Annotated in this window: 17 protein-coding genes and 1 riboswitch; of the genes, 14 read left to right on the forward strand and 3 right to left on the reverse strand. The window is 71.7% G+C overall.

Going from position 1 to position 23,274, the window contains the following annotated elements; translation table 11 throughout:
* The first annotated feature begins 99 nt into the window (after positions 1–99).
* The 3 genes from H300_RS0115100 (at position 100) to H300_RS0115110 (ending at position 3,916) form a co-directional block, all read left to right on the forward strand.
* Positions 100–987 carry a FadR/GntR family transcriptional regulator gene (locus H300_RS0115100; RefSeq protein ID WP_028428104.1) on the forward strand — a complete coding sequence of 296 codons (888 nt, stop codon included), beginning with the start codon at positions 100–102 and terminating at the stop codon, positions 985–987.
* Positions 988–1,363: 376 nt separating this feature from the next.
* Positions 1,364–2,953 (forward strand): RNA polymerase sigma factor, encoded by a 1,590-nt coding sequence (locus H300_RS0115105; RefSeq protein WP_028428105.1) that lies wholly within the window; start codon positions 1,364–1,366, stop codon positions 2,951–2,953.
* Positions 2,954–3,094: 141 nt separating this feature from the next.
* The gene (locus H300_RS0115110; protein WP_028428106.1) at positions 3,095–3,916 is read left to right on the forward strand and encodes a serine protease; all 822 of its coding nucleotides are present in this window, start codon (positions 3,095–3,097) and stop codon (positions 3,914–3,916) included.
* 121 nt (positions 3,917–4,037) lie between these two features.
* On the opposite strand, the gene H300_RS0115115 is transcribed toward H300_RS0115110, so the two are convergent.
* On the reverse strand, positions 4,038–4,265 hold the full coding sequence (locus tag H300_RS0115115; protein ID WP_028428107.1) for a DUF7455 domain-containing protein: 228 nt from the start codon (positions 4,263–4,265) through the stop codon (positions 4,038–4,040).
* A gap of 496 nt (positions 4,266–4,761) precedes the next feature.
* Here H300_RS0115115 and H300_RS0115120 point away from each other — a divergent pair, with 496 nt between their 5' ends.
* From H300_RS0115120 to H300_RS0115135, 4 genes are all read left to right on the forward strand, one after another.
* Positions 4,762–6,885 (forward strand): DNA topoisomerase IV subunit B, encoded by a 2,124-nt coding sequence (locus H300_RS0115120; protein WP_028428108.1) that lies wholly within the window; start codon positions 4,762–4,764, stop codon positions 6,883–6,885.
* Positions 6,886–7,035: 150 nt separating this feature from the next.
* Complete coding sequence (locus H300_RS0115125) at positions 7,036–7,542, forward strand: DUF485 domain-containing protein (RefSeq protein WP_028428109.1); 507 nt, start codon at positions 7,036–7,038, stop codon at positions 7,540–7,542.
* Positions 7,539–9,131, forward strand: a complete 1,593-nt coding sequence (locus tag H300_RS0115130; protein ID WP_028428110.1) for a sodium/solute symporter — start codon at positions 7,539–7,541, stop codon at positions 9,129–9,131. Before H300_RS0115125 ends, H300_RS0115130 begins: the two co-directional genes overlap by 4 nt.
* Positions 9,132–9,260: 129 nt before the next feature.
* Positions 9,261–10,394, forward strand: coding sequence for a CobW family GTP-binding protein (locus tag H300_RS0115135; protein WP_028428111.1), 1,134 nt, complete (start codon positions 9,261–9,263; stop codon positions 10,392–10,394).
* A gap of 102 nt (positions 10,395–10,496) precedes the next feature.
* On the opposite strand, the gene H300_RS0115140 is transcribed toward H300_RS0115135, so the two are convergent.
* Positions 10,497–12,959, reverse strand: coding sequence for a DNA topoisomerase IV subunit A (locus H300_RS0115140; protein ID WP_028428112.1), 2,463 nt, complete (start codon positions 12,957–12,959; stop codon positions 10,497–10,499).
* A gap of 192 nt (positions 12,960–13,151) precedes the next feature.
* On the opposite strand from H300_RS0115140, the gene H300_RS27040 reads away from it, so the two are divergent.
* The 4 genes from H300_RS27040 to H300_RS0115160 all read left to right on the forward strand — a co-directional run bounded on the left by H300_RS27040 (position 13,152) and on the right by H300_RS0115160 (position 18,041).
* Positions 13,152–14,534 (forward strand): M16 family metallopeptidase, encoded by a 1,383-nt coding sequence (locus H300_RS27040; protein ID WP_037980467.1) that lies wholly within the window; start codon positions 13,152–13,154, stop codon positions 14,532–14,534.
* Positions 14,535–14,569: 35 nt separating this feature from the next.
* Positions 14,570–15,940: a M16 family metallopeptidase gene (locus H300_RS0115150; RefSeq protein ID WP_037980509.1), complete on the forward strand. Its 1,371-nt coding sequence runs from the start codon at positions 14,570–14,572 to the stop codon at positions 15,938–15,940.
* A 250-nt stretch (positions 15,941–16,190) separates the two neighbouring features.
* Positions 16,191–16,340, forward strand: a riboswitch (cyclic di-AMP (ydaO/yuaA leader).
* Between the two features lie 12 nt (positions 16,341–16,352).
* Positions 16,353–17,135 (forward strand): M23 family metallopeptidase, encoded by a 783-nt coding sequence (locus tag H300_RS0115155; RefSeq protein ID WP_028428114.1) that lies wholly within the window; start codon positions 16,353–16,355, stop codon positions 17,133–17,135.
* 219 nt (positions 17,136–17,354) lie between these two features.
* Positions 17,355–18,041 carry a GntR family transcriptional regulator gene (locus H300_RS0115160; protein ID WP_028428115.1) on the forward strand — a complete coding sequence of 229 codons (687 nt, stop codon included), beginning with the start codon at positions 17,355–17,357 and terminating at the stop codon, positions 18,039–18,041.
* Between the two features lie 140 nt (positions 18,042–18,181).
* Here H300_RS0115160 and H300_RS0115165 read toward each other — a convergent pair whose 3' ends face one another.
* A complete protein-coding gene (locus H300_RS0115165; protein ID WP_028428116.1) occupies positions 18,182–18,463 on the reverse strand; it encodes an HPr family phosphocarrier protein in 282 nt (93 codons plus the stop codon).
* A gap of 209 nt (positions 18,464–18,672) precedes the next feature.
* Here H300_RS0115165 and H300_RS0115170 point away from each other — a divergent pair, with 209 nt between their 5' ends.
* The 3 genes from H300_RS0115170 to H300_RS0115180 are packed head-to-tail and all read left to right on the forward strand — an operon-like array spanning position 18,673 to position 23,241.
* Entirely contained in the window at positions 18,673–21,420 is a 2,748-nt protein-coding gene (locus H300_RS0115170; protein WP_028428117.1) for a GNAT family N-acetyltransferase, read from the forward strand.
* A 28-nt stretch (positions 21,421–21,448) separates the two neighbouring features.
* A complete protein-coding gene (locus H300_RS0115175; RefSeq protein WP_028428118.1) occupies positions 21,449–22,033 on the forward strand; it encodes a DUF5998 family protein in 585 nt (194 codons plus the stop codon).
* On the forward strand, positions 22,033–23,241 hold the full coding sequence (locus tag H300_RS0115180) for an alkaline phosphatase family protein (protein WP_028428119.1): 1,209 nt from the start codon (positions 22,033–22,035) through the stop codon (positions 23,239–23,241). The genes H300_RS0115175 and H300_RS0115180 overlap by 1 nt, the downstream gene beginning before the upstream one ends.
* The last annotated feature ends 33 nt before the right edge of the window (positions 23,242–23,274 follow it).

Here is a 23,274-nt window from a genome sequence, read left to right on the forward strand (position 1 = left end):
AGAGTCGACGATCACCCTTTCGTGTGCTTTTCACCAAAGCCCTCAAGGCGTTGCCGAAGCCCGCCGACAAAGGAGGGCATGACTACCCTTGCGCACTCCATGATGACCGCCTCCCGCACCAACGACTCCGCGCAGTCCGCCCCCGGAGAACTGGATCGCTACACCTACGCCGACGCCACCGGCGCTCCCCGTGCCGCGAACGCCTCCGCCTGGGAAGGGGGTGACGGCGACATGCCGCGGGCGGGTCGCCGTCCGGCCGCCAGCAGGGGCCGCGGGCTGCACGGCCAACTCGTCCAGCAGCTCGGGCAGATGATCGTTTCCGGTGACCTGGGTGCGGACCGGCCGCTGGTGCCGGAGGAGATCGGCCAGCGCTTCGAGGTGTCCCGCACCGTAGTACGGGAGTCGCTGCGCGTGCTCGAGGCCAAAGGGCTGGTGAGCGCCCGTCCCAACGTCGGGACCCGGGTGCGCCCGGTGAGCGACTGGAACCTGCTGGACCCCGACATCATCGAATGGCGTGCCTTCGGGCCGCAGCGTGACAGCCAGCGTCGTGAACTGTGCGAACTGCGCTGGGCGATCGAACCGCTGGCGGCACGGCTGGCCGCCGGCCACGGCCGTGACGAACTCCAACAACGCCTCGGCGAGATGGTGGAGATCATGGGGCACGCCCTGGCTCAGGGCGACGGACTCACCTTCACCCGGGCCGACGCCGAGTTCCACGGGCTCCTGCTGCAGGCCGCCGGGAACCGGATGCTGGAGCACCTGTCCGGCATCGTCTCCTCCGCCCTGCACGTCTCCGGCGGGCCGGCCACCGGGTGCGAGCGCCCCAACGAGGCCTCGCTCGGGCGGCACCAGCGCATCGTGGAGGCGCTGGGCTCGGGCGACGCCCCGGGGGCTGAGGCCGCGATGAGGCAGTTGCTCTCCAACCAGCCCGACACGGGAGCGCCCGCACCCGCCGACCGAGTGGTGCCCGCGCCCCGCGAGCACTGAGCCGCCCCGGGGCGCTGTCCGCGGGGCGCTCTGCGGGCAGCGGACAGCGGCCCCGCGCGTACCGGCCAGACGCGGAGGGCCCCGGTGCGGGGTCCGGCTCCCGCCGACTTGCGTTGGCTTTTGAGCGTTTCTGGCCGGCAATGATCAGATACGTTCTGTGATCCGGGACACGTGAATTGGGCGTAACGCTTCGACGGGAGAGGCGATGACTCAAGAGGTGGCAGACACAGAGGGAATACGACCGTCGTTCGCGGCGCTGTAGTACCCCTCCGCGGATGTTCCGCCCGGACGCCGGTTCCGTTCTCTTCGGCGTCCGCAGGCTCCGGCTCTCCATGAGCGGGGCCGTAGCCGTTTCCATCGTTCCGAGAGGTTGTTCGTGTCGGCCAGCACATCCCGTACGCTCCCTGCGGAGATCGCCGAGTCCGAGTCTGTGATGGCGCTCATTGAGCGGGGGAAGGCTGAGGGGCAGATCGCCGGCGACGATGTGCGTCGGGCCTTCGAGGCTGACCAGATTCCGCCGACCCAGTGGAAGAACGTCCTCCGCAGTCTGAACCAGATTCTGGACGAGGAGGGTGTGACGCTGATGGTGAGTGCCGCGGAGGCACCCAAACGCACCCGCAAGAGCGTCGCAGCGAAGACCCCCGCCCGGCGCACCGCCACCAAGGCGGTCGCCGCGAAGAAGGCCGCTCCCGCGCCCCCGCTCGCCCCCGAGCCGGTTGTCGACGAGGAGGCCGTCGAGGCGGGCGCCGATGTCGAGACCGAGCCGAAGCCGGTGAAGAAGGCCGTCGCGAAGAAGGCCGTGGCCAAGAAGACGGTCGCGAAGAAGGCCGCCACCAGGAAGGCCGCCCCCGCGAAGAAGACCGCGGCCAAGAAGAGCGTGGTCGAGGAGCTCCTGGAGGGTGACGACGAGGCCGTCGAGGAGCCCCCGGGCAAGGCGGCGCCGGCCAAGCCCGGTGTCGAGGGCCCGGCGGTCGAGGTGAAGAACGAGAACGAGGGCTTCGTCCTCTCCGACGACGACGAGGACGACGCTCCCGCGCAGCAGGTCGCGGCGGCCGGTGCCACCGCGGACCCGGTCAAGGACTACCTCAAGCAGATCGGCAAGGTTCCGCTGCTCAACGCGGAGCAGGAGGTCGAGCTCGCCAAGCGCATCGAGGCCGGTCTCTTCGCCGAGGACAAGCTGGCCGGGGCCGACAAACTCGCTCCCAAGCTCAAGCGCGAACTGGAGATCATCGCTGAGGATGGCCGCCGGGCGAAGAACCACCTGCTGGAGGCCAACCTCCGGCTGGTCGTCTCGCTGGCCAAGCGCTACACCGGGCGCGGGATGCTCTTCCTGGACCTCATCCAGGAGGGCAACCTCGGCCTGATCCGCGCGGTCGAGAAGTTCGACTACACCAAGGGCTACAAGTTCTCCACCTACGCCACCTGGTGGATCCGCCAGGCGATCACCAGGGCCATGGCGGACCAGGCGCGGACGATCCGCATCCCCGTCCACATGGTGGAGGTCATCAACAAGCTGGCGCGCGTCCAGCGCCAGATGCTCCAGGACCTCGGGCGGGAGCCCACACCGGAGGAGCTGGCCAAGGAACTGGACATGACCCCGGAGAAGGTCGTCGAGGTCCAGAAGTACGGGCGTGAGCCGATCTCGCTACACACGCCGCTCGGCGAGGACGGTGACAGCGAGTTCGGTGACCTGATCGAGGACTCCGAGGCGGTCGTCCCGGCGGACGCGGTCAGCTTCACGCTCCTCCAGGAGCAGCTGCACTCCGTGCTGGACACGCTCAGCGAGCGGGAGGCCGGAGTGGTCTCGATGCGGTTCGGGCTGACGGACGGCCAGCCCAAGACCCTGGACGAGATCGGCAAGGTGTACGGCGTGACGCGTGAGCGGATCCGGCAGATCGAGTCCAAGACGATGTCCAAGCTCCGCCACCCGTCCCGTTCGCAAGTCCTGCGGGACTACCTCGACTAGAGGACGCCCTGTCCTCCCGCCGGACCGCGGTACCGGCGGGGTGGACGGACGCAGCGTGGGCCGACCGGGTGAGGGGGCGGCCTCCGATCCGGTTTCCGTGACGCAGTGTCGCGATGTGCGTGCATAGGGTATTCCTGTCCCATGCGTACTTCTGCTCTCCTACGGCTGCTGCCTGCCGCCCTCGCCCTCGCCCTGCCCCTCACCCTCACGTCTCCGGCTGGTGCGGCCGACAAACGGATCATCGGAGGTGAACGAGCGAGCGTCTCCGCGCATCCCTGGGTGGTCGCGGTCTCCAGCCGGGCCCTGTACGGCGACGACCGGTCCGGGCAGTTCTGTGGCGGCGCCGTGGTCGGGCGCCGTACGGTCGTGACGGCGGCGCACTGCTTCAGTGAGGCCGTGCTGGGGGTCCCGGCCAGCAGGCTGCGGGACCTGAGGGTGGTCACCGGGCGGGACGACCTCGGGGGCGCGCGCGGTACCGAGACCGAGGTCAGCCGTACCTGGGTGAACCCGGACTACAGTACCCGCACCAACGCGGGTGACGTCGCCGTACTGCGGTTGGCCGATCCGCTGCCGGCCTCGTCGGTCCTGCCGATGGCCCGGGCGGGTGACGCCGCCTATACGGCGGGGACACGAGCCTCGGTCCTCGGCTGGGGGGACACCCGGGGCGACGGCCGCTACGCGCGCAGCCTGCGGGCCGCCGAGGTGCGGATGATCGGGGACGCCGAGTGCGCCGAGGCCTACCCCGGTGGCAGAGCAGGCACCTTCGAGGCGCAGACCATGGTCTGCGCGGGGATCCCGCAGGGCGGCAGAGATGCCTGTCAGGGGGACAGCGGCGGCCCGCTCGTGGCGGACGGACGACTCGTCGGCCTGGTCTCCTGGGGCGCCGGCTGCGGCGAGGCCGGCCGTCCCGGTGTCTACACCCGGATCTCGGCGGTCCGGGAGCTGGTCCTGCGGCACGGGTGAGCGCACTGAGCCGCGCGGGGTACGGAAACGGGCGGTCGCTCCCGCGAGGGGAGCGACCGCCCGGCCCGCATTCCGGCCCTGAGCCGGTCCGAGCTCGTCGGTGGTTACCTGACGCTACAGATCAGCGGTCGTCCGCGCCGGTGGAGGCCGGTGCGGTGAGGCGCTCTGTCTCATCCTGTATTTCCGTGGCGATCTTCTTGAGTTCTGGCTCGAACTTGCGGCCGTGATGGGCGCAGAAGAGCAACTCACCGCCGGTGGCGAGTACGACACGCAGGTAAGCCTGGGCGCCGCACCGGTCACAGCGGTCAGCGGCCGTCAGCGGGCTCGCGGGGGTCAGAACAGTAGTCACGTCGCCTCTTCTCTAGCTCGACGAGCTGTCGTACCAGGGTCAACATCCAACCAGGCCGAAAACGTTCCCGCTGGGGGCTTTCCCTCGAAACTTTTCTCTCTCGGATGGCTGCATGCTGCCGGTTGGCGGCGAAAAGCCGTATCGCTGGTCCTGCAGTCTCGCTGGTGTGGCTGGTCTTGCGGTGTGTGCGGTCCTGCACAGGGTCTGCTCGGTCGTGATGTGGTGCTCCGGAACCCGGCGGTCCCGGTGCTCCTCCCGAGCCGGGGTTCACCGGCTTGTTCATGAGGACGTGCCCGGAGCCTAAATGGTTCATGCCTCAAAGGGAACGTGATGTACGCGTCACCCCGTTGAGTTATCGAACAGCCGTACGGTACTGGTCTAGCATAGGTTTACCCGTGGGTGGCGGCTCACCAGCTCTCCCGGGCCTCTGTACGCTCTCACCGGCAAGCAGTCAGCCATCCACCCCCCGAGTTGAATTCAGCGAGGAGCGAAACGCGTGACCGCCCAGACATCTGTGCCGTCGTCCACCGCGCTACTGTCCGGAGCGGAGCGGGACGGCTCCAACTACACCGCGCGGCACCTCCTCGTCCTCGAAGGCCTGGAGGCCGTGCGCAAGCGCCCGGGCATGTACATCGGGTCCACCGACAGCCGCGGGTTGATGCACTGCCTGTGGGAGATCATCGACAACTCGGTCGACGAGGCACTCGGCGGTCACTGCGACCGCATCGACGTGGTTCTCCACGAGGACGGCTCGGTCGAGGTCTCCGACAACGGCCGCGGCATCCCGGTGGACGTCGAGCCCAAGACGGGGCTCTCCGGCATCGAGGTGGTGATGACCAAGCTGCACGCCGGCGGCAAGTTCGGCGGCGGCTCGTACGCGGCCTCCGGTGGTCTGCACGGTGTCGGTGCCTCGGTGGTGAACGCCCTGTCCGCCCGACTGGACGTCGAGGTCGACCGCAACAGCCGTACGCACTCGATCAGCTTCCGCCGCGGCGTGCCCGGCATCTTCACGGAGTACGGCCCGGATGCCCCCTTCGACCCGTCCGGTGGGCTGCTCAAGGGCAAGAAGGTCGCCAGGGCCCGCACCGGGACCCGCGTCCGCTACTGGGCGGACCGGCAGATCTTCCTCAAGGACGCCCGCCTCTCGCTGGACAACCTGCATGCCAGGGCCCGGCAGACCGCCTTCCTCGTGCCCGGTCTGACCCTCACGGTCCGCGACGAGCGCGGTGTGGACGGCGCGCCGCCGAGCGAGGAGACCTTCCACTACGACGGCGGCATCAGCGAGTTCTGCGAGTACCTGGCGCAGGACAAGCCGATCTGCGACGTCGTGCGGTTGCAGGGCCAGGGCAGCTTCAAGGAGACCGTTCCGGTCCTCGACGACCGCGGCCACATGATCCCGACCGAGGTCACCCGCGAGCTGGGCGTCGACGTCGCCCTGCGCTGGGGCACCGGGTACGACAGCGCGGTCAGGTCCTTCGTCAACATCATCGCCACACCCAAGGGCGGCACCCACGTGACCGGCTTCGACCGCTCCGTCACCAGGACGGTGAACGAGGCGCTGCGGGCCGCCAAGCTGCTCCGGGTCGCCGAGGACGATGTGGTGAAGGACGACGCCCTGGAGGGCCTCACCGCCGTGGTGACGGTCCGCCTGGCGGAACCGCAGTTCGAGGGGCAGACCAAGGAGGTCCTGGGCACCTCCGCGGCGTCCCGGATCGTCGCCCAGGTGGTCGGCAAGGAGCTGAAGGACTTCCTCACCTCCACCCGGCGTGAGACCAGGCAGCAGTCCCGCGCCGTGCTGGAGAAGGTGGTGGCCGCCGCCCGGACCCGCATCGCGGCCCGGCAGCACAAGGAGGCCCAGCGGCGCAAGACGGCGCTGGAGTCCTCCTCGCTGCCCGCCAAGCTGGCCGACTGCCGCAGCGACGACGTCGAGCGCAGCGAGCTGTTCATCGTCGAGGGCGACTCGGCACTGGGCACTGCGAAGCTCGCCCGGAACTCCGAGTTCCAGGCGCTGCTGCCGATCCGCGGCAAGATCCTCAACGTCCAGAAGTCCTCGATCTCCGACATGCTCAAGAACGCCGAGTGCGGAGCGATCATCCAGGTCATAGGGGCCGGGTCGGGGCGGACCTTCGACATCGACCAGGCGCGGTACGGCAAGGTGATCTTCCTGGCCGACGCGGACGTGGACGGCGCCCACATCCGCTGCCTGCTGCTGACCCTCTTCCAGCGCTACATGCGTCCGATGGTCGAGCAGGGTCGGGTCTTCTCGGCCGTTCCGCCGCTGCACCGGATCGAGCTGGTCAACCCCAGGAAGGGCCGGGACAAGTACATCTACACCTACTCGGACAGCGAGCTGCGGCAGACCCTGCTGGAACTCCAGCGCAGGGGGACCCGCTTCAAGGACTCCATCCAGCGCTACAAGGGCTTGGGCGAGATGGACGCGGACCAGCTCGCGGAGACCACCATGGACCCCCGCCACCGCACCCTGCGCCGGATCAACATCCAGGATCTCCAGGCTGCGGAGAAGGCCTTCGACCTGCTGATGGGGAACGAGGTCGCGCCGCGCAAGGAGTTCATCACCACCTCCGCGGCCACGCTCGACCGCTCCCGTATCGACATCTGACGACCGGAGCCGACGGGAGCCGTCCGTTTCGTCACCTGAAGGGGTGAAGACCGCCGAAAGCCCGCTCCGGCGGTCCTCGCCCCTGGTCATCCTTGGAATCCGGCCGTGGGCCACTTCGGCACACGCGGTCGTGGAGCGAGGAGATTTCGGGTGACACAGCACGACGGTTCCGGCGACCGCGGCGCGCTCCGGTACGAGGACCCCTGGCACGAACAGGAGCCTTCCGACCGGAACGGCGGTGCCCCTCGGCCCGCCTGGGCGGACGGCGCGGCGCGGTCGCGCAGTAACGCTCCTGCGCAGGCGGTGGACGCGCCCCCGCCGCAGTGGACCCAGGACGCCGTGTACCTGGCCGTGCACCGCAGCGGCGCCTTCGAGGAGGTGCGGCGCCGGCACCGGCGGTTCGTCTTCCCGGCGGCTGCCGCCTTCCTCGCCTGGTACCTCGCCTACGTCGTCGCGGCCACCGCGGCGCCCGGGCTGATGGCCCGGCCCGTCGGGGACGGCGCGGTCAACATCGGCATGCTGGCCGGGCTCGGCCAGTTCGCCACCACCGGCCTGCTCACCGCCGCGTACGCCTGGAACGCCGCCCGGCGACGGGACGCAGCAGCACTCGATCTACGCTGGGAGACCCAGCTCCGCACCCGGGAGGCCGGGCGATGACCCTGGGTCACCAGTCGCTCGCGCTCCTGCTGTTCAGCGCGTTCGTCGCCCTGACCCTCGCCATCACCACCTGGGCGAGCCGGCGGCGGCAGGGTTCGCCGGAGGAGTTCTACGCGGGCGGCCGGCTCTTCTCCCCGATGGAGAACGGCTTCGCCATCTCCGGCGACTACATGTCGGCCGCCTCCTTCCTCGGCATTTCCGGGCTGATCGCGCTCTACGGCTACGACGGCATGGTGTACTCGGTCGGCTTTCTCGTCGCCTGGCTGCTCGTCCTGCTGCTGGTGGCCGAACTGGTCCGCAACTGCGGGCGCTTCACCCTGGCCGACGTGCTGGTGGCGCGGCTGCGGGAGCGGCCCGTCCGGATCGCCTCCGGTTCGGCCTCGGTGATCGTCTCGGTGCTCTACCTGGTCGCCCAGATGGTCGGTGCCGGCACGCTGGTCGCGCTGCTGCTGGGCGACTCGGGTTCCTCGGTGCGGACCTGGACGGTTGTCGGCGTCGGCGCCCTGATGGTCGTCTACGTGTCGTTCGGCGGGATGCGCGGCACCACCTGGATCCAGATCGTGAAGGCCGTCCTGCTCATGGGCGGGGCCATCGCGCTCACGGTGCTGGTGCTGGCGCGCTTCGGCGGCGACCCGGACGCCCTGCTGGCCGCGGCCGCGGCCGGCAGCGGACAGGGGGCGGACTTCCTGGCCCCCGGTCTTCTGTTCGGCGAAAACCTGCTCTCCCGGCTGGACTTCATCAGCCTCGGCATCGCGCTGGTCCTGGGGACGGCCGGGCTGCCGCACATCCTGACCCGCTTCTACACCGTTCCCACCGCCCGGGCGGCCCGCCGCTCGGTGATCTGGGCGATCGGGCTGATCGGGAGCTTCTACCTGATGACCATCGTCCTCGGCTTCGGCGCCGCGGCTCTGCTGGGGCCGGACACGGTACGGGCGGACAACGCGGCGGGGAACACCGCCGTGCCGCTGCTGGCCCGCTTCCTCGGGGGAGGAGCGGGGACGACCGGCGGCACGGTGCTGTTCGCTGTGGTGGCGGCCATCGCCTTCGCCACCATCCTCGCCGTCGTCGCCGGCATCACCCTCGCCTCCTCGGCCGCCATCGCCCACGACCTGTACGCCCCGCTGCGGCGTGCGGGCAGGGACGCCAGGAGCGAGGTCGCGGTGGCCAGGGCCGCCGCGGTGGCCATCGGTGCCCTCGCCATCGGGCTGGGGCTGCTCGCGCAGAACCTCAACGTCGCCTCCCTCGTCGGTCTGGCCTTCGCCGTCGCCGCCTCGGCCAACCTCCCGGTGCTGCTGTACACGCTCTTCTGGCGCCGGTTCACCACCCGCGGAGCGCTCTGGTCGATCTACGGAGGTCTGGGGCCGGCCCTGCTGCTGGTGCTGCTGTCCCCCGTGGTGTCGGGCAGCGCCGCCTCGCTCCTGCCGCAGTGGGACTTCGCCGTGTTCCCGCTGCAGAATCCGGGCCTGGTCTCCATCCCGCTCGGGTTCCTTGCCGGGTGGCTGGGCACGGCGACGGACGAGGAGCGCTCGGACCCGGCCCGGCACGCGGAGTCCGAGGTGCGCGCCCTCACCGGGGCGGGCGCCGTCTGACGGGCGGGCCGCGGAGCGCACCCGCTCGCGCGGCGGGGGTGCGGGATGGGATCGTGCCTCTGCTCACCCGCAGGTGAGACGGCCGCGAGGGCGGTCGTGAGACGTCCCGCACCTTCGAAAGGCAGACCATTGGACGCGCAGCGGATTCCGGTCGTCGTCATCGCCGGCTTTCTCGGTTCGGGCAAGACCACCCTGCTCAACCATCTGCTCAGAAACCGCCGGGGCGTCCGGATCGGAGCGCTGGTCAACGACTTCGGGAGCATCGAGGTCGACGCGATGGCGGTCTCCGGGCAGGTGGACTCCATGGTCTCACTCGGCGACGGCTGCCTGTGCTGCGCCGTGGACACCGAGGACCTGGACGCCGTTCTCGGCAAGCTGGCCGACCCCTCCCTCGGCCTCGACCTGATCGTCGTCGAGGCCAGCGGCCTGGCCGAGCCCGCCACGCTGATCCGGATGGTGCTGGCCGCCTCGGACCCCCGCATCCGCTACGGTGGCCTGCTCGACGTGGTGGACGCCGTCGAGTTCGAGGCGACGGCCGCCCGGCACCCCGAGCTCACCCGGCACGTCCGGGCGGCGGACCTCGTGGTGCTGAACAAGACCGACCGGATCACCGGCGAGCGCCGTGCGGAGCTGCTGGCCACCCTGGACGCGCTGACCGGTGCCGCACCTGTCGTCACCGCGGAGCACGGCCGCATCGATCCCGCACTGCTCTTCGACCGGGACGCCGCGGCGGACCGGGAGGCGGCCGACCGCCAGCTCTCCTTCGAGGACCTGTGTGCGCCGCCGGACGAGGACGACCACACGGCCCACCTGCACGCGGCCTACCGCAGCGTGGAGTTCACCAGCGCCGTACCGCTCGGACCGCGCCGTTTCCTGGAGTTCCTCGACGCCGGGACGGCAGGCCTCTACCGGATCAAGGGCTCCGTCCACCTCGGCGGTGCCGGCCTCGACCGGAAGTGGACGCTGCACGCGGTGGGGCGCTTCCTGCGGTTCGACCCCGAGCCCTGGCAAGCCGGGGAGGAGCGGCTGACCCGGCTGGTGCTGATCGGCACGGAACTGGACGGGGACGCGCTTCGCGAGCGGCTCGCCGCCTGCGAGGGCCCCGGGCCGGACGAGACCGGTCCGAGCAGCCTCTGGGGCGTGCTCCGTTACGTCGATGGCCCGGCCTCCGAGCCGCTGCCCGGCCCGGAGGAGGACGGGGAGATGCCGCCGTTCGCCGAGGAGCCGCCGGCGGGGGAGGGCCCCGGGACCGGCCCGTACTGACCGGAGCCCGCCCCCGCACCGACGCGACGGCCTCCGGCCGCGCCCCGAGGGACGCGGCCGGAGGCCGCGGGTGGGGCTTCGCCCGAACGGCGTGCCCGTGCCTCAGACGGGACCGGCGACCACCGCGATCGGTGCGGTGAGCGGCAGGCCCGAGCCGTCCCGGCGCGGGTCCGCCTCAAGGAGCTCGACCGGCGTGCCGTCGGCGGCGGCGGCCCTGGCGGGGGTCGGCCCGGCCCAGGCCAGGATCAGGGTGTCCTCGCCCTTCAGGAACCGCTGGCAGCGCACGCCGCCGGTGGCCCGGCCCTTGCGGGGGTACTGGTCGAACGGGGTGAGCTTCGCGGTGCCGAACGAGGCGTCGAGGGTGCCCTGGCCCGGCCCGCTCCGGGAGCCGGCGACGGTGAAGACCGCCGCCTCGGCGCCCGGGGCGATCGCACCGAAGGCGATCACCCGCGCCTCGCCGCCGAGTTTGATGCCCGCCATGCCGCCGGCCGCCCGGCCCTGCGGCCGGACCTGGCCCGCGGGGAAGCGCAGCAGTTGGGCCTCGTCGGTCACGAAGACCAGGTCCTCGTCACCGGTGCGCAGCTCGACCGCGCCGACGATCCGGTCGCCCTCCTTGAGGGTGATGACCTCCAGCTCCTCCTTGTTGCCGGGGTAGTCCGGCACCACCCGCTTCACCACGCCCTGCCGGGTGCCGAGGGCCAGGCCCGGTGAGGACTCGTCGAGGGTGGTGAGGCAGACGAGCGACTCGCCCTCGTCGAGGGTGAGGAACTCGGAGAGTTCCGCTCCGCCGGACAGGTTCGGCGCGGACGCGGTCCGCGGCAGTTGCGGGAGGTCGACGACCGGGAGCCGCAGCAGCCGTCCCGCGGAGGTCACCGCGCCGACCTCGCCGCGGCTCGTGGCAGGCACCGCCGAGACCACCACGTCGTGCTTGACCCGGCCGGCGGACTCGTCCAGCACCGGTTCGTCGACCGCGGTGCGGGCGAGCAGGCCGGTGGCGGACAGCAGCACCCGGCAGGGGTCGTCGGGCATCTCCAGCGGGACGGTGGCCACGACCGAACCCGCCGACTGGAGCAGCACCGTGCGCCGCTCCGTGCCGTACTTCTTCGCCACGGAGGCGAGTTCGGCGGAGACGAGCTTGCGCAGTTCCGCGTCCGACTCCAGGATTCGGGTCAGCTCGGTGATCTCCTCCTTGAGCCGGTCCCGCTCGGACTCAAGATCCAGCCGGTCGAACCGGGTGAGCCGTCGCAGCGGGGTGTCCAGGATGTACTGGGTCTGGACGTCGGAGAGGGCGAAGCGCTCGATCAGCGCGGCCTTGGCCTCCGCGGCGTTCTCGCTGGACCGGATGAGCCGGATGACCTCGTCGATGTCGACGAGGGCCACGAGCAGCCCCTCGACGAGGTGCAGCCGGTCCCGGCGCTTGTTCCGGCGGAAGTCGCTGCGCCGCCGGACGACCTCGAAGCGGTGGTCGACGTACACCTGGAGCAGCTCGCGCAGCCCCAGGGTGAGCGGCTGGCCGTCCACCAGAGCCACGTTGTTGATGCCGAACGACTCCTCCATCGGCGTCAACTTGTAGAGCTGCTCAAGTACCGCTTCCGGGTGGAATCCGTTCTTGATCTCGATGACCAGGCGCAGGCCGTGCTGCCGGTCGGTGAGGTCCTTGACGTCCGCGATGCCCTGGAGCTTCTTCGCGTTGACCAGGTCCTTGACCTTCGAGATCACCTTCTCCGGGCCGACGGTGAAGGGCAGCTCGGTCACGACCAGGCCCTTGCGCCGCGGGGTGACCTGTTCGACGGCCACAGTGGCGCGGATCTTGAAGCTGCCGCGCCCCTTCGTGTACGCGTCCTTCACGCCGTCCAGCCCCACCACCTGGCCGCCGGTGGGAAGGTCGGGGCCCGGCACGAACCGCATCAGCGTCTCGAGGTCGGCGTTCGGGTGCTTGATCAGGTGCCGGGCCGCGGCGATGACCTCGCCGAGGTTGTGCGGCGGCATGTTGGTGGCCATGCCGACGGCGATGCCCGAGGCGCCGTTCACCAGGAGGTTGGGGTACGCGGCCGGCAGCGTGGAGGGCTCCTGCTCGCTGCCGTCGTAGTTGGAGGTGAAGTCGACGGTGTCCTCGTCGATCGACTCGACCATCAGCCCGGCAGCAGGTGCCGTGCGGCACTCGGTGTACCGCATCGCGGCGGGCGGGTCGTCGTTGCCGAGTGAGCCGAAGTTGCCGTGGCCGTCGACCAGCGGCAGGCGCATGGAGAACGGCTGGGCCATGCGGACGAGGGCGTCGTAGATGGCGCTGTCCCCGTGTGGGTGCAGCTTTCCCATCACCTCGCCCACCACCCGGGCGCACTTGACGTACGGGCGCTCCGGGCGGAGACCCATCTCGTGCATCTGGTACAGGATCCGGCGGTGTACCGGCTTCATCCCGTCTCGGGCGTCAGGGAGCGCACGGGAGTAGATGACCGAGTATGCGTACTCCAGGAACGACCCCTGCATCTCGTCGACGACGTCGATGTCGAGGATGCGCTCCTCGAAATCGTCCGGCGGCGGGGTCTTCGTGCTGCGGCGGGCCATCGCTGCTGTGGCTCCTTCGGTGACGTGCGGAAGGGATGAGCGGTCGGACGCCGACCATTGTGGACCCGGCCTCCGACAGCCGTGCCCCCGCCCCGAACGGTACGGGAACTTCGCGGATGCTCCGCGCGCTTGCATAGAGTGAGCGGACAACGGCTCACCCCACCGTCCGACAACCGAAGGGACTCCTCGCCCATGGGTCACACGGCCACGCCCCCGCCCGCCACAGGAGGGCTGAGCGCCACCGAACACCGGCTGGCCAACGGCCTGCGCGTGGTGCTCTCGGAGGACCACCAGACCCCCGTCGCCGCGGTCTGCCTCTGGTACGACGTCGGTTCCCGCCACGAGGTGGCGGGCCGCACCGGCCTCGCCCACCTCTTCGAGCACCTGATGTTCCAGGGCTCGGCCCAGGTGGCGGGGAACGGCCATTTCGAACTGGTGCAGGGCGCCGGTGGTTCGCTGAACGGCACCACCAGCTTCGAGCGCACCAACTACTTCGAGACGATGCCCGCGCACCAGTTGGAACTCGCCCTGTGGCTGGAGGCCGACAGGATGGGCTCGCTGCTCACGGCCCTGGACGAGGAGTCCATGGAGAACCAGCGGGACGTCGTCAAGAACGAGCGCCGGCAGCGCTACGACAACGTGCCCTACGGCACCGCCTTCGAGAAGCTCACCGCGATGGCCTTCCCCGAGGGGCACCCGTACCACCACACCCCGATCGGATCGATGGCGGACCTGGACGCCGCCTCGCTCACCGACGCCCAGCAGTTCTTCCGCACCTACTACGCCCCGAACAACGCGGTGCTCTCGGTGGTCGGCGACATCGACCCGCAGCAGACCCTGACCTGGGTGGAGCGGTACTTCGGCTCCATCCCCGGCCACGACGGCAAGCAGCCGCCGCGGGACGGCACGCTTCCGGACACCCTCGGCGAGGAGCTGCGCGAGACGGTCGAGGAGGACGTCCCCGCCCCGGCGCTGATGGCCGCCTACCGGCTGCCGCAGGACGGCACCCGCGAGGCGGACGCCGCAGATCTCGCGTTGACGGTGCTGGGCGGCGGGGAGTCGTCCCGGCTGTACAACCGGCTGGTGCGCCGCGACGGCCTCGCGGTGACTGCCGGATTCGGGCTGCTGCGGCTGGCCGGCGCGCCCTCGCTCGGCTGGCTCGACGCCAAGACCTCGGGCGAGGCCGCGATCGAGGACATCGAGGCCGCAGTGGAGGAGGAACTCGCGCGGTTCGCGGCCGAGGGACCCACACCGGAGGAAATGGAGCGGGCACAGGCGCAGTTGGAGCGCGAGTGGCTCGACCGGTTGGCCACGGCGAGCGGCCGCGCGGACGAACTCTGCCGCTACGCCGTACTCTTCGCCGATCCGCAGCTCGCGCTGACCGCGGTCGGCCGGATCCTGGAGATCACCGCGCAGGAGGTGCAGGACGTGGCCGCGGCCCGGCTGCGCCGGGACAACCGGGCCGTGCTCGTCTACGCTCCCACCCCCTCCGCCCAGGAGGGCGACAACCCCGCCGGCCCGGCAAGCACCGCGACCGCCGACACCACCGACTCCGCCGAAGGGGCCCCGCAGTGAGCGACGCCACCACCAGCACACCCGCCGAGCCCGGTATGGACTTCCACCCGCAGCCGACCGGTGGCGAGCCCAAGCCGTGGGCCTTCCCGGCTCCCGAGCGCGGCGCCCTGGCCAACGGTCTGACGGTGCTCACCTGCCACCGCCCCGGCCAGCAGGTCGTCGCGGTCGAGGTCAACCTGGTCGCCCCGCTCGAAGCGGAGCCGGCCGGCCTCGACGGCGTCGCGACACTGATGGCTCGCGCTCTCAGCGAGGGCACCGACAAGCACAGTGCCGAGGACTTCGCCGCCGAACTGGAGCGCTGCGGCGCCACCTGGGGCGCGCACGCCGACCACCCGGGCCTGCGGGTCTCACTGGAGGTCCCCGCTTCCCGCCTCCGGCAGGCGCTCGGGCTGCTGGCCGACGCGCTGCGCGCGCCTGCCTTCCCCGACGCCGAGGTGGCCCGGCTGGTGCGCAACCGGCTGGACGAGATCGCGCACGAGCTGGCCAGTCCGGCGCGCCGGGCGGCCATCGCCCTCTCCGGGGAGCTGTTCCCGGCCGACTCGCGGATGTCCCGGCCGCGCCAGGGCACCGAGGGCACGGTCGCCCGGGTGGACGCGGCGGCCGTACGGGCCTTCTACGAGGCCCATGTGCGCCCGGCCGCCGCCACCGCGGTGGTCGTCGGCGACTTCACCGGCGTGGACCTCGCCGCCGCGCTGGAGGAGACGCTCGGGGCGTGGACCGGCTCCACTGCCGAGCCCCGGCCGGTCCCGCCGATCACGGCGGACGACACCGGCCGGGTGGTCGTCGTGGACCGTCCCGGTTCGGTGCAGACCCAGATCCTCATCGGGCGGATCGGCGCCGATCGGCACGATCGGGTGTGGCCGGCCCAGGTGCTGGGCACCTACTGCCTCGGCGGGACCCTCACCTCCCGGTTGGACCGGGTGCTGCGTGAGGACAAGGGCTACACCTACGGGGTGCGGGCCTTCAGCCAGGTCCTGCGCTCCACTCCGGAGGGCACCGGCGCCGCCATGCTGGCGATCAGCGGCTCGGTGGCCACCGACGTCACCGGGCCGGCGCTGGCCGACCTCTGGCAGGTGCTGCGGACGCTCGCAGCGGAGGGCCTCACGGACGAGGAGCGGGACGTCGCCGTGCAGAACCTCGTGGGCGTCGCCCCGCTGCGGTACGAGACCGCCGCCGCGGTGGCGGACACCCTCGCCGACCAGGTCGAGCAGCACCTGCCGGACGACTTCCAGGGCCGGCTGTACGTCGGCCTCGCGGAGACCGGCACGGTGGAGGCGACGGCCGCCGCGGTGAACGCCTTCCCGGTGGACCGCCTGGTCACGGTGCTGGTCGGGGACGCCGAGCAGATCGCCGAGCCGGTGCGCGAGCTGGGCATCGGGGAGGTCCGGGTGGTCGGCGGCCAGTAGCCGCACCGGCCCGCGTCCGTCCGCGGTCGGGCCGGGCGGGACGTAGCTGCGCCGCCGCCCGGCCCGCCGTGCGTCGACCCCTGTTTCGGGTTTCCGGCAAGCAGGGGTCGATTTTTGTCCGTATTGGGATGATATGCGGGTGTGATTCCTGTGGGATGGGCGACAAAGGACGAGATCGGTTTGGTAGCAGCGAGATGTCCGGTTTAGCTTCGGTTGCGCTGCCGTCAGAAGTGTCCGCGCCGCGGCCGACGCGCAGCGAACGCCGAGTCCCCGTGAGGGAGCCGGGGACCCACCGAAGTCCTTGGGGTGAATCCGGGCGCTTCCCAGTGAAATGCGCCGGTAGGAGACCTTCCTGCTCCGAACCCGTCAGCTAACCCGGTAGGCGTGAAGGAAGGAAAGGAGCACGCCTGCCATGGCGTTCAAGCATGCTGCCGCCTCCTGGCGGCGCCCCAGCCGTGCCGTGCGGACCGGAGCCCGGATCGCCGGCGCGAGCACCCTGACCGTCGGCCTGGTGGCCGGTGTCTTCGCCGGCTCCCCGGTGGCGGCGGCCGACAGCGCGTTGCGTGTGGCCGGGATCGGCCAGGCGATCGCCCTCGGCAACGCGACCGTGCAGGGCGTATCGGCCCAGGCCGATGTCCAGCACCGCGCGGCGGAAGCCGCGAAGGCCGAGGCGGCGAAGAAGGCCCGAGCCGCGAAGAAGGCGAAGGCGAAGAAGGACCGGGCGGCCGAGCGGGCCGCCGGCTCCCGGTCCGGCGCGACGAAGGCGGCCCGCAGTGCCAAGCGCGCCGCGGCCTTCGTTGCTCCCGTTACCGGTTCCCCGGTCACGACGCAGTACCGCACGGGTGGTTCCCGGTGGTCCTCCGGGAGTCACAGCGGTATCGACTTCGCCGCTGCGTCCGGCACCCCGGTGCGCGCGACCGGTGCCGGCACCGTCGTCGAGGCGGGCTGGGGCGGCGCCTACGGGAACAACATCGTGATCCGGCACCGGGACGGCGGCTACACCCAGTACGGTCACCTGTCGTCGATGGGTGTACGGGCCGGCCAGCAGGTCGACGCCGCCCAGGGCATCGGCCGCGTCGGTTCCACCGGCAACTCGACGGGACCGCACCTGCACTTCGAGGCGCGTACCGGCCCCTCGTACGGCTCGGACATCGATCCGCTGGCCTACCTCCGAGGCAAGGGCGTCGGGCTGTGAGTCCCGTCCCCCGCTGAACGGTCCGTGCCGGTGCGACGGCCGGTGCGGACGAACACAGGACCCCCGGGTGCGACATCCGGGGGTCCTGTGCTGTTCTCCCGCGGCCGGCCCGCGCGTTTTCCACCCGATCAGGGACGGGCATCAAAAGAGCCCGCCGAGTGGAATAGAGTTCGACTCAGCGACATCTCGAAACGCGGGGATTACGCCGGAGGTAGGGCCATGCGCATTGCGGCGCACACGGTATGCACAGCGGTTCGGGACGACATCGTCTCCGGTGCTTTTCCGCCGGGCGCGCGGCTGACCGAGGAGCAGCTCGCCCGCAGGTACGGGGTGTCCCGTGTGCCGGTGCGCGAGGCGCTGCGGATGCTGGAGTCGGAGGGCTTCGTGACCACCCGCAGGCATGTCGGCGCCCATGTCGCCGAACCCACCGAGCAGGAGGCGGCCGACCTGCTGGACATTCGTGCGCTGTTGGAGCCGCTGGGCGCCGCCCGTGCGGCGCAGCGCCGTTCCGAGGCGCATGTCAGGGTGCTGCGGGGCCTGGTGCGGCTCGGCCGACAGCGCGCTGAGCAGGGGCAGTTGTCGGATCTGCACGCGCTGGGGGACTGGTACCACGAGACCCTCGCACAGGCGTCGGGGAGCCCGGCGCTGGCTGCGCTGCTGACCCAGCTCCGCCGGAAGATCACCTGGATGTACGCGGCCCCGGCGGTTGAGCCGCCGGTGGGGGCCACGGCGGTCTGGCAGGAGCACGGTGCGCTCGTGGACGCCATCGCCCGCCGGGAGCCGGAGCGGGCCCGCGCGCTCGCCGCGGCGCACGTGGAGCGTCCGGTGGCAGTGCGCCGGCGGCGGCACCCCGCGGCGGTGAGGAGTTCGAAACCTGCTGTAAACAACGAACGCGGCCGCGTTTAACACACCGTGTATACAAAGGGCGGAGAATTTTGCGGGGTGATTCTCCCCTGCCCGAATACCTGCGGGCAGGGGAAAGGCGGCAGATCCGTCGATCCGCCACCTTTACCTGAGTTTCCACCCGGTGCTGCCCGGAGAATTCTTCAGACAGCCTCGGGCAGTTCCTCGAGCCCCTCGGCGACCAGTTTCGCCAGCCGGCCCAGCGCCGCGTCCGCGCCTTCGGCGTCGGACGCCAGGACGACCTCCTCGCCGCCCTCGGCGCCGAGTCCGAGGACGGCCAGCATCGATGCGGCGTTGACGGGCGCTCCGCCGCTCTTGGCGACGGTTACGGGGATGCCGGCGGCGGTCGCGGCGCGGACGAAGATGGAGGCGGGACGGGCGTGCAGGCCCTCGGTCCAACCGACGGAGACGCGGCGCTCAGCCATGATGTTGCCCTTCCTTCGGAACAGTTGTCTAGACCAGTTTCGCACGCGGTGGCGACCGGTCCGGTACGGGCACTGTCCTCCCGCGCCGACCCGCCGTCGCACCCCCCCGTCCGCCTCCTGGGACGACGGCCTGCGCCGCCGCCGTTCCGCGAGGCGCCTCCCCGGCCGCCGTGCCCCCGGAAAGCGGCCTTCGGCCGTACGCTGGCCCCATGCAGACGCCCGAGGAGCGTGCCTACCCGACGCACTGGGAAGCCGACGTGGTGCTGCGCGACGGCGGCACGGCCCGGATTCGGCCGATCACCGCCGCGGACGCGGACCACCTCGTCAGCTTCTACGAGCAGGTGTCGGACGAGTCCAAGTACTACCGTTTCTTCGCGCCCTATCCGCGCCTGTCCGACCGGGACGTCCGCCGGTTCACCCACCACGACTACGTCGATCGGGTCGGCCTCGCCGCGACGGTGGGCGGCGAGTTCATCGCCACCGTCCGCTACGACCGGATCGACGGAACCGGCCGGCCGGCCTCGGCACCGGCCGACCTCGCCGAGGTCGCTTTCCTCGTCCAGGACGCCCACCAGGGCCGCGGTGTCGCCTCCACCCTGCTGGAGCACATCGCGGCCTGCGCCCGCGAACGCGGCGTGCGCCGCTTCAACGCCGAGGTGCTGCCCGCCAACAGCAAGATGATCAAGGTATTCACGGATGCGGGCTACTCGCAGCGGCGCAGCTTCGAGGACGGCTCCGTGCACCTCACGCTCGACCTCGAACCCACCGCCGAGTCGGTCGCCGTGATGCGCGGCCGGGAGCAGCGCGCCGAGGCGCACTCCGTGCAGCGGCTGCTGGCACCCCGGTCGGTTGCCGTCGTCGGTGCCGGCCGCGGGCCCGGCGGCGCGGGCCGCGCGGTACTGGAGACGCTGCGCGCGGCCGGCTACACCGGCCGTGTCCACGCCGTCAACCACCACCTGCCACCGGAGGCGACCGCGCTGGACGGGGTGCCCGGGGTGCCCGCCCACCGCAGGCTGAGCGACATCCCGGAGCCGGTGGACCTCGTGGTGCTGGCCGTGCCCTCCGACCAGGTCGACTCGGTGGTCACCGAGTGCGGTGAGCACGGGGTGCAGGGGATGGTGGTCCTCTCCGCCGACTTCGACCGCGCCGCACAGCGCGATCTCGTGCGCCGGGCCCGCTCGTACGGCATGCGGATCATCGGTCCGAACGCTTTCGGGCTGATCAACACCGCCCCCGGGGTCCGGCTCAACGCGACCCTGGCCCCGCAGACACCGCGCCGCGGGCGGATCGGGCTGTTCACCCAGTCCGGCGCCATCGGCATCGCCCTGCTCGGCGGGCTGCACCGGCGGGGCGCCGGGCTGTCGTCCTTCGTCTCCGCGGGCAACCGCGCCGACGTGTCCGGCAACGACGTCCTCCAGTACTGGGACGACGACGAGGACACCGACGTCGCGCTGATGTACCTGGAGTCGATCGGCAATCCGCGGAAGTTCACCCGGCTCGTCAAGCGCACCGCCGTCCGCAAGCCGGTGGTGGTCGTGAAGGGGGCGCGGCACAGCGGCAGCGCCCCGCCCCCGGGCCACGCGGTCCCGGTGGGCCGCACGCCGGACGCCACCGTCGCGGCCCTGCTGCGGCAGGCCGGGGTGCTGCTGGTGGACACCGTCACCGAACTGGTCGACACCGGGCTCCAGCTTGCCTTCCAACCGCTGCCGGCCGGCCCGCGGATCGGCATCCTCGGCAACGCCGAGTCGCTCGGGCTGCTCAGCTACGACGCCTGCCTGTCCCAGGGGCTGCGGCCGCTCCCGGTGACCGACCTGACCTCCTCCGCGACCGCCGAGGACTACCACCGGGCCCTCGCGGCGGCGCTGGACGACCCGGGCACCGACGCGGTCGTCGTGACCGTCATCCCCTCGGTGGACGACGGCAGCGGCACCGCGGGGGAGCGGGCCGCCCGGCTGGGGGAATCCCTGCGTTCCGCCGCGGAAGGCACCGGCAAGCCGATCGCCGTCGCCCACCTGGAGGTCGAGGGGCTCGACGCCGCACTCAGCGAACGCCGCATCCCCGCCTGCCCGGCGCCGGAACGTGCGGTCCGGGCGCTGGCCGAGGCCGTCCGCTACGCGCAGTGGCGCGCCGACGCGCTGGAGCCGTCCGGCGTCCCCGACCACGAGGTCGCGGAGGGTCCCGCGGCGAAACTGCTCGAAACCGCCCTGCGCGCCCACTGCCCACCGCCGTCCCCGGCCTCCGGACGCGGCGACGCACCGCCGCCGGCCCGCAGCATCCCGCTCTCCGCCGCGGACACCGGGGCGCTGCTCGGCCACTACGGCATCGCCCTGCACCCCGCCCCGCCCGCGCCCGACGCCGACACGGCGGTGCGCGCTGCGGACCTGCTGGGCTACCCGGTCGCGCTGAAGACCACCGCCCCGCACCTGCGGCACCGCGCCGACCTCGGAGGCGTCCGGCTGGACCTCGCGGGCCCCGCGGAGCTGCGGCGCGGCTACGCCGAGTTCGCCGCCGCCCTGGGAAGCCCCGAGGAGCTCCGCCCGGTCGTGCAGGCGATGGCCCCGCGCGGGGTGGACACCGTGGTGCGGGCGAGCGTCGACCCGCTCATCGGACCGGTGCTCTCCTTCGGACTGGCCGGACCGCCTTCCGAACTTCTCGGCGACCTCTCCCACCGGCTGATCCCGCTGACCGACCGGGAGGCGGCGGGCCTGGTCCGGGGCATCCGGAGCGCGCCGATGCTGTTCGGCTGGCGCGGGTCCCGCCCGGTGGACACCGCGGCGCTGGAGGACCTGCTGTTGCGGGTGTCCTTCCTGCTGGACGACCACCCCGAGGTGGTCGCGGTGGAACTGGAGCCGGTCGTGGTGGCGGCGCACGGACTGGCGGTGCTGGGCGCCGCCGTCCGGCTCGCGCCGCCGCCGGTCAGCACGGACCTGGGGCCGCGCCGCCTGCCCGCGTACTGAGGGGCACCGACCACCGTAGGATGGCCGCATGGCGAAGACCGGAACCACGACGCAGGGGCTGCGTTCGGCGATCGAGCGCAGCGGCTACTACCCGGCCCTGGTGGCCGAGGCGGTGGAGGCCGCCGTCGGCGGCGAACCGGTCGCGTCCTACGTCGTCCACCAGGAGACGACGTTCGACGCCAACGAGGTCCGCCGCCATGTGACCGTGCTAGTGCTCACCGGCACCCGGTTCATCGTCAGTCATACCGACGAGCAGGCCGCCGACGGCACCTCGCCGGTCCCCTCCGCGACCACCTCCACGGAGTCGGTCAAGCTGGAGCGCATCTCCTCGGTGGTGCTCAGCCGGGTGGTGGCCAATCCGGAGTCGTACACTCCCGGCACGCTGCCGCGCGAGGTGGTGCTGACCATCGGCTGGGGAGCGGTGAGCCGCATCGACCTGGAGCCGGCCAACTGCGGCGATCCCGACTGCGAGGCGGACCACGGGTACACGGGTTCCACCACGGCCGACGACCTCTCGCTGCGGGTCAGCGAGGCGGGAGACGGTCCCGACACCGTGCGCCAGGCGCTCGCCTTCGCGCAGGCGCTTTCGGAGGCCACGGTGACCTCCCGCTGATGGCACAGCCCACGTCCTCCGGACCGCTCGTACCCGAACCGGAGCCGCTCGACCCGCGCGGTGCCCCGCTGCCCAGGTACGACGACGCCTCTCTGGCCGACCTGCTGCCCTCGATCGCCGCCGGCCAGGGTGTGCCCGGCCTGGCCTCCAAGCTGGCGTTGGAGCCCGCCGACCGGGCCTGCGTGTTCCTGGTCGACGGGATGGGCTGGCAGGCCCTGGGGGAGCACCCCGAGCTCGCCCCCTTCCTGACTTCGTTGCTGCCCACCTCGGCGAACGGCAGCGGTACCCCGCTCACCTGCGGTTTCCCCTCCACCACGGCCACCTCGCTGGCCTCGGTGGGCACCGGGCTGCCGCCGGCCTCCCACGGGCTTCCGGGGTACGCCGTGCTCGACCCGGCCACCGGAGAGCTGATGAACCAGCTCCGCTGGCAGCCCTGGACCGACCCGCACGTGTGGCAGCCCTATCCCACGGTCTTCCAGCGGGCGCACGCGGCGGGAGTGCAGAGCTGCCAGGTATCCGCCCCGCACTTCGAGCACACCCCGCTCACCCGGATCGCCCTCTCCGGCGGCACGTTCTTCGGCCGGCTCACCGGTGAGGACCGGATGGACCTGGCCGCCGAGCGGCTGGGCGCCACCGACCGGAGTCTGGTCTACACCTACTACGCGGACCTGGACGGCAACGGGCACCGGCATGGCGTCGACTCCGACGAGTGGCGCGGCCAACTGATCGAGGTGGACCGGCTCGCCCAGCGCCTGGCGGAGCAACTGCCTCCGCGCTCGGTGCTGTACGTGACCGCCGATCACGGCATGGTGGACGTGCCGCCGGACGAGGAGTCGCGGTTCGACTTCGACGAGGACTGGGAGTTGGGGGCCGGTGTCGCGGTGCTCGGTGGTGAGGGCCGCGCCCGGCATCTGTACGCCGTGCCGGGTGCGGCCGGCGACGTGCACGCCGTGTGGCGCGAGGTGCTGGCCGACCACGCCTGGGTCGCCACCCGGGAGGAGGCCGTCGAGCTGGGCTGGTTCGGCCCGCCCGGCGCCGCGGTCGACCAGCGCGTACAGGGCCGGATCGGGGACGTGGTCGTCGCGATGACCGGCCGCTCCGCCGTGGTGGCCTCCAGGACGGAGCCCAAGGAGTCCCGCCTGATCGGGATGCACGGCTCGATGACGCCGGCCGAACAGTTGGTTCCGCTGCTCGAAGTGCGAAGCTGACGGCGGCTCTGCCAGACTGCCGACACCATCCGC

The sequence above is a fragment of the Streptomyces sp. TAA040 genome (genome assembly GCF_000424845.1).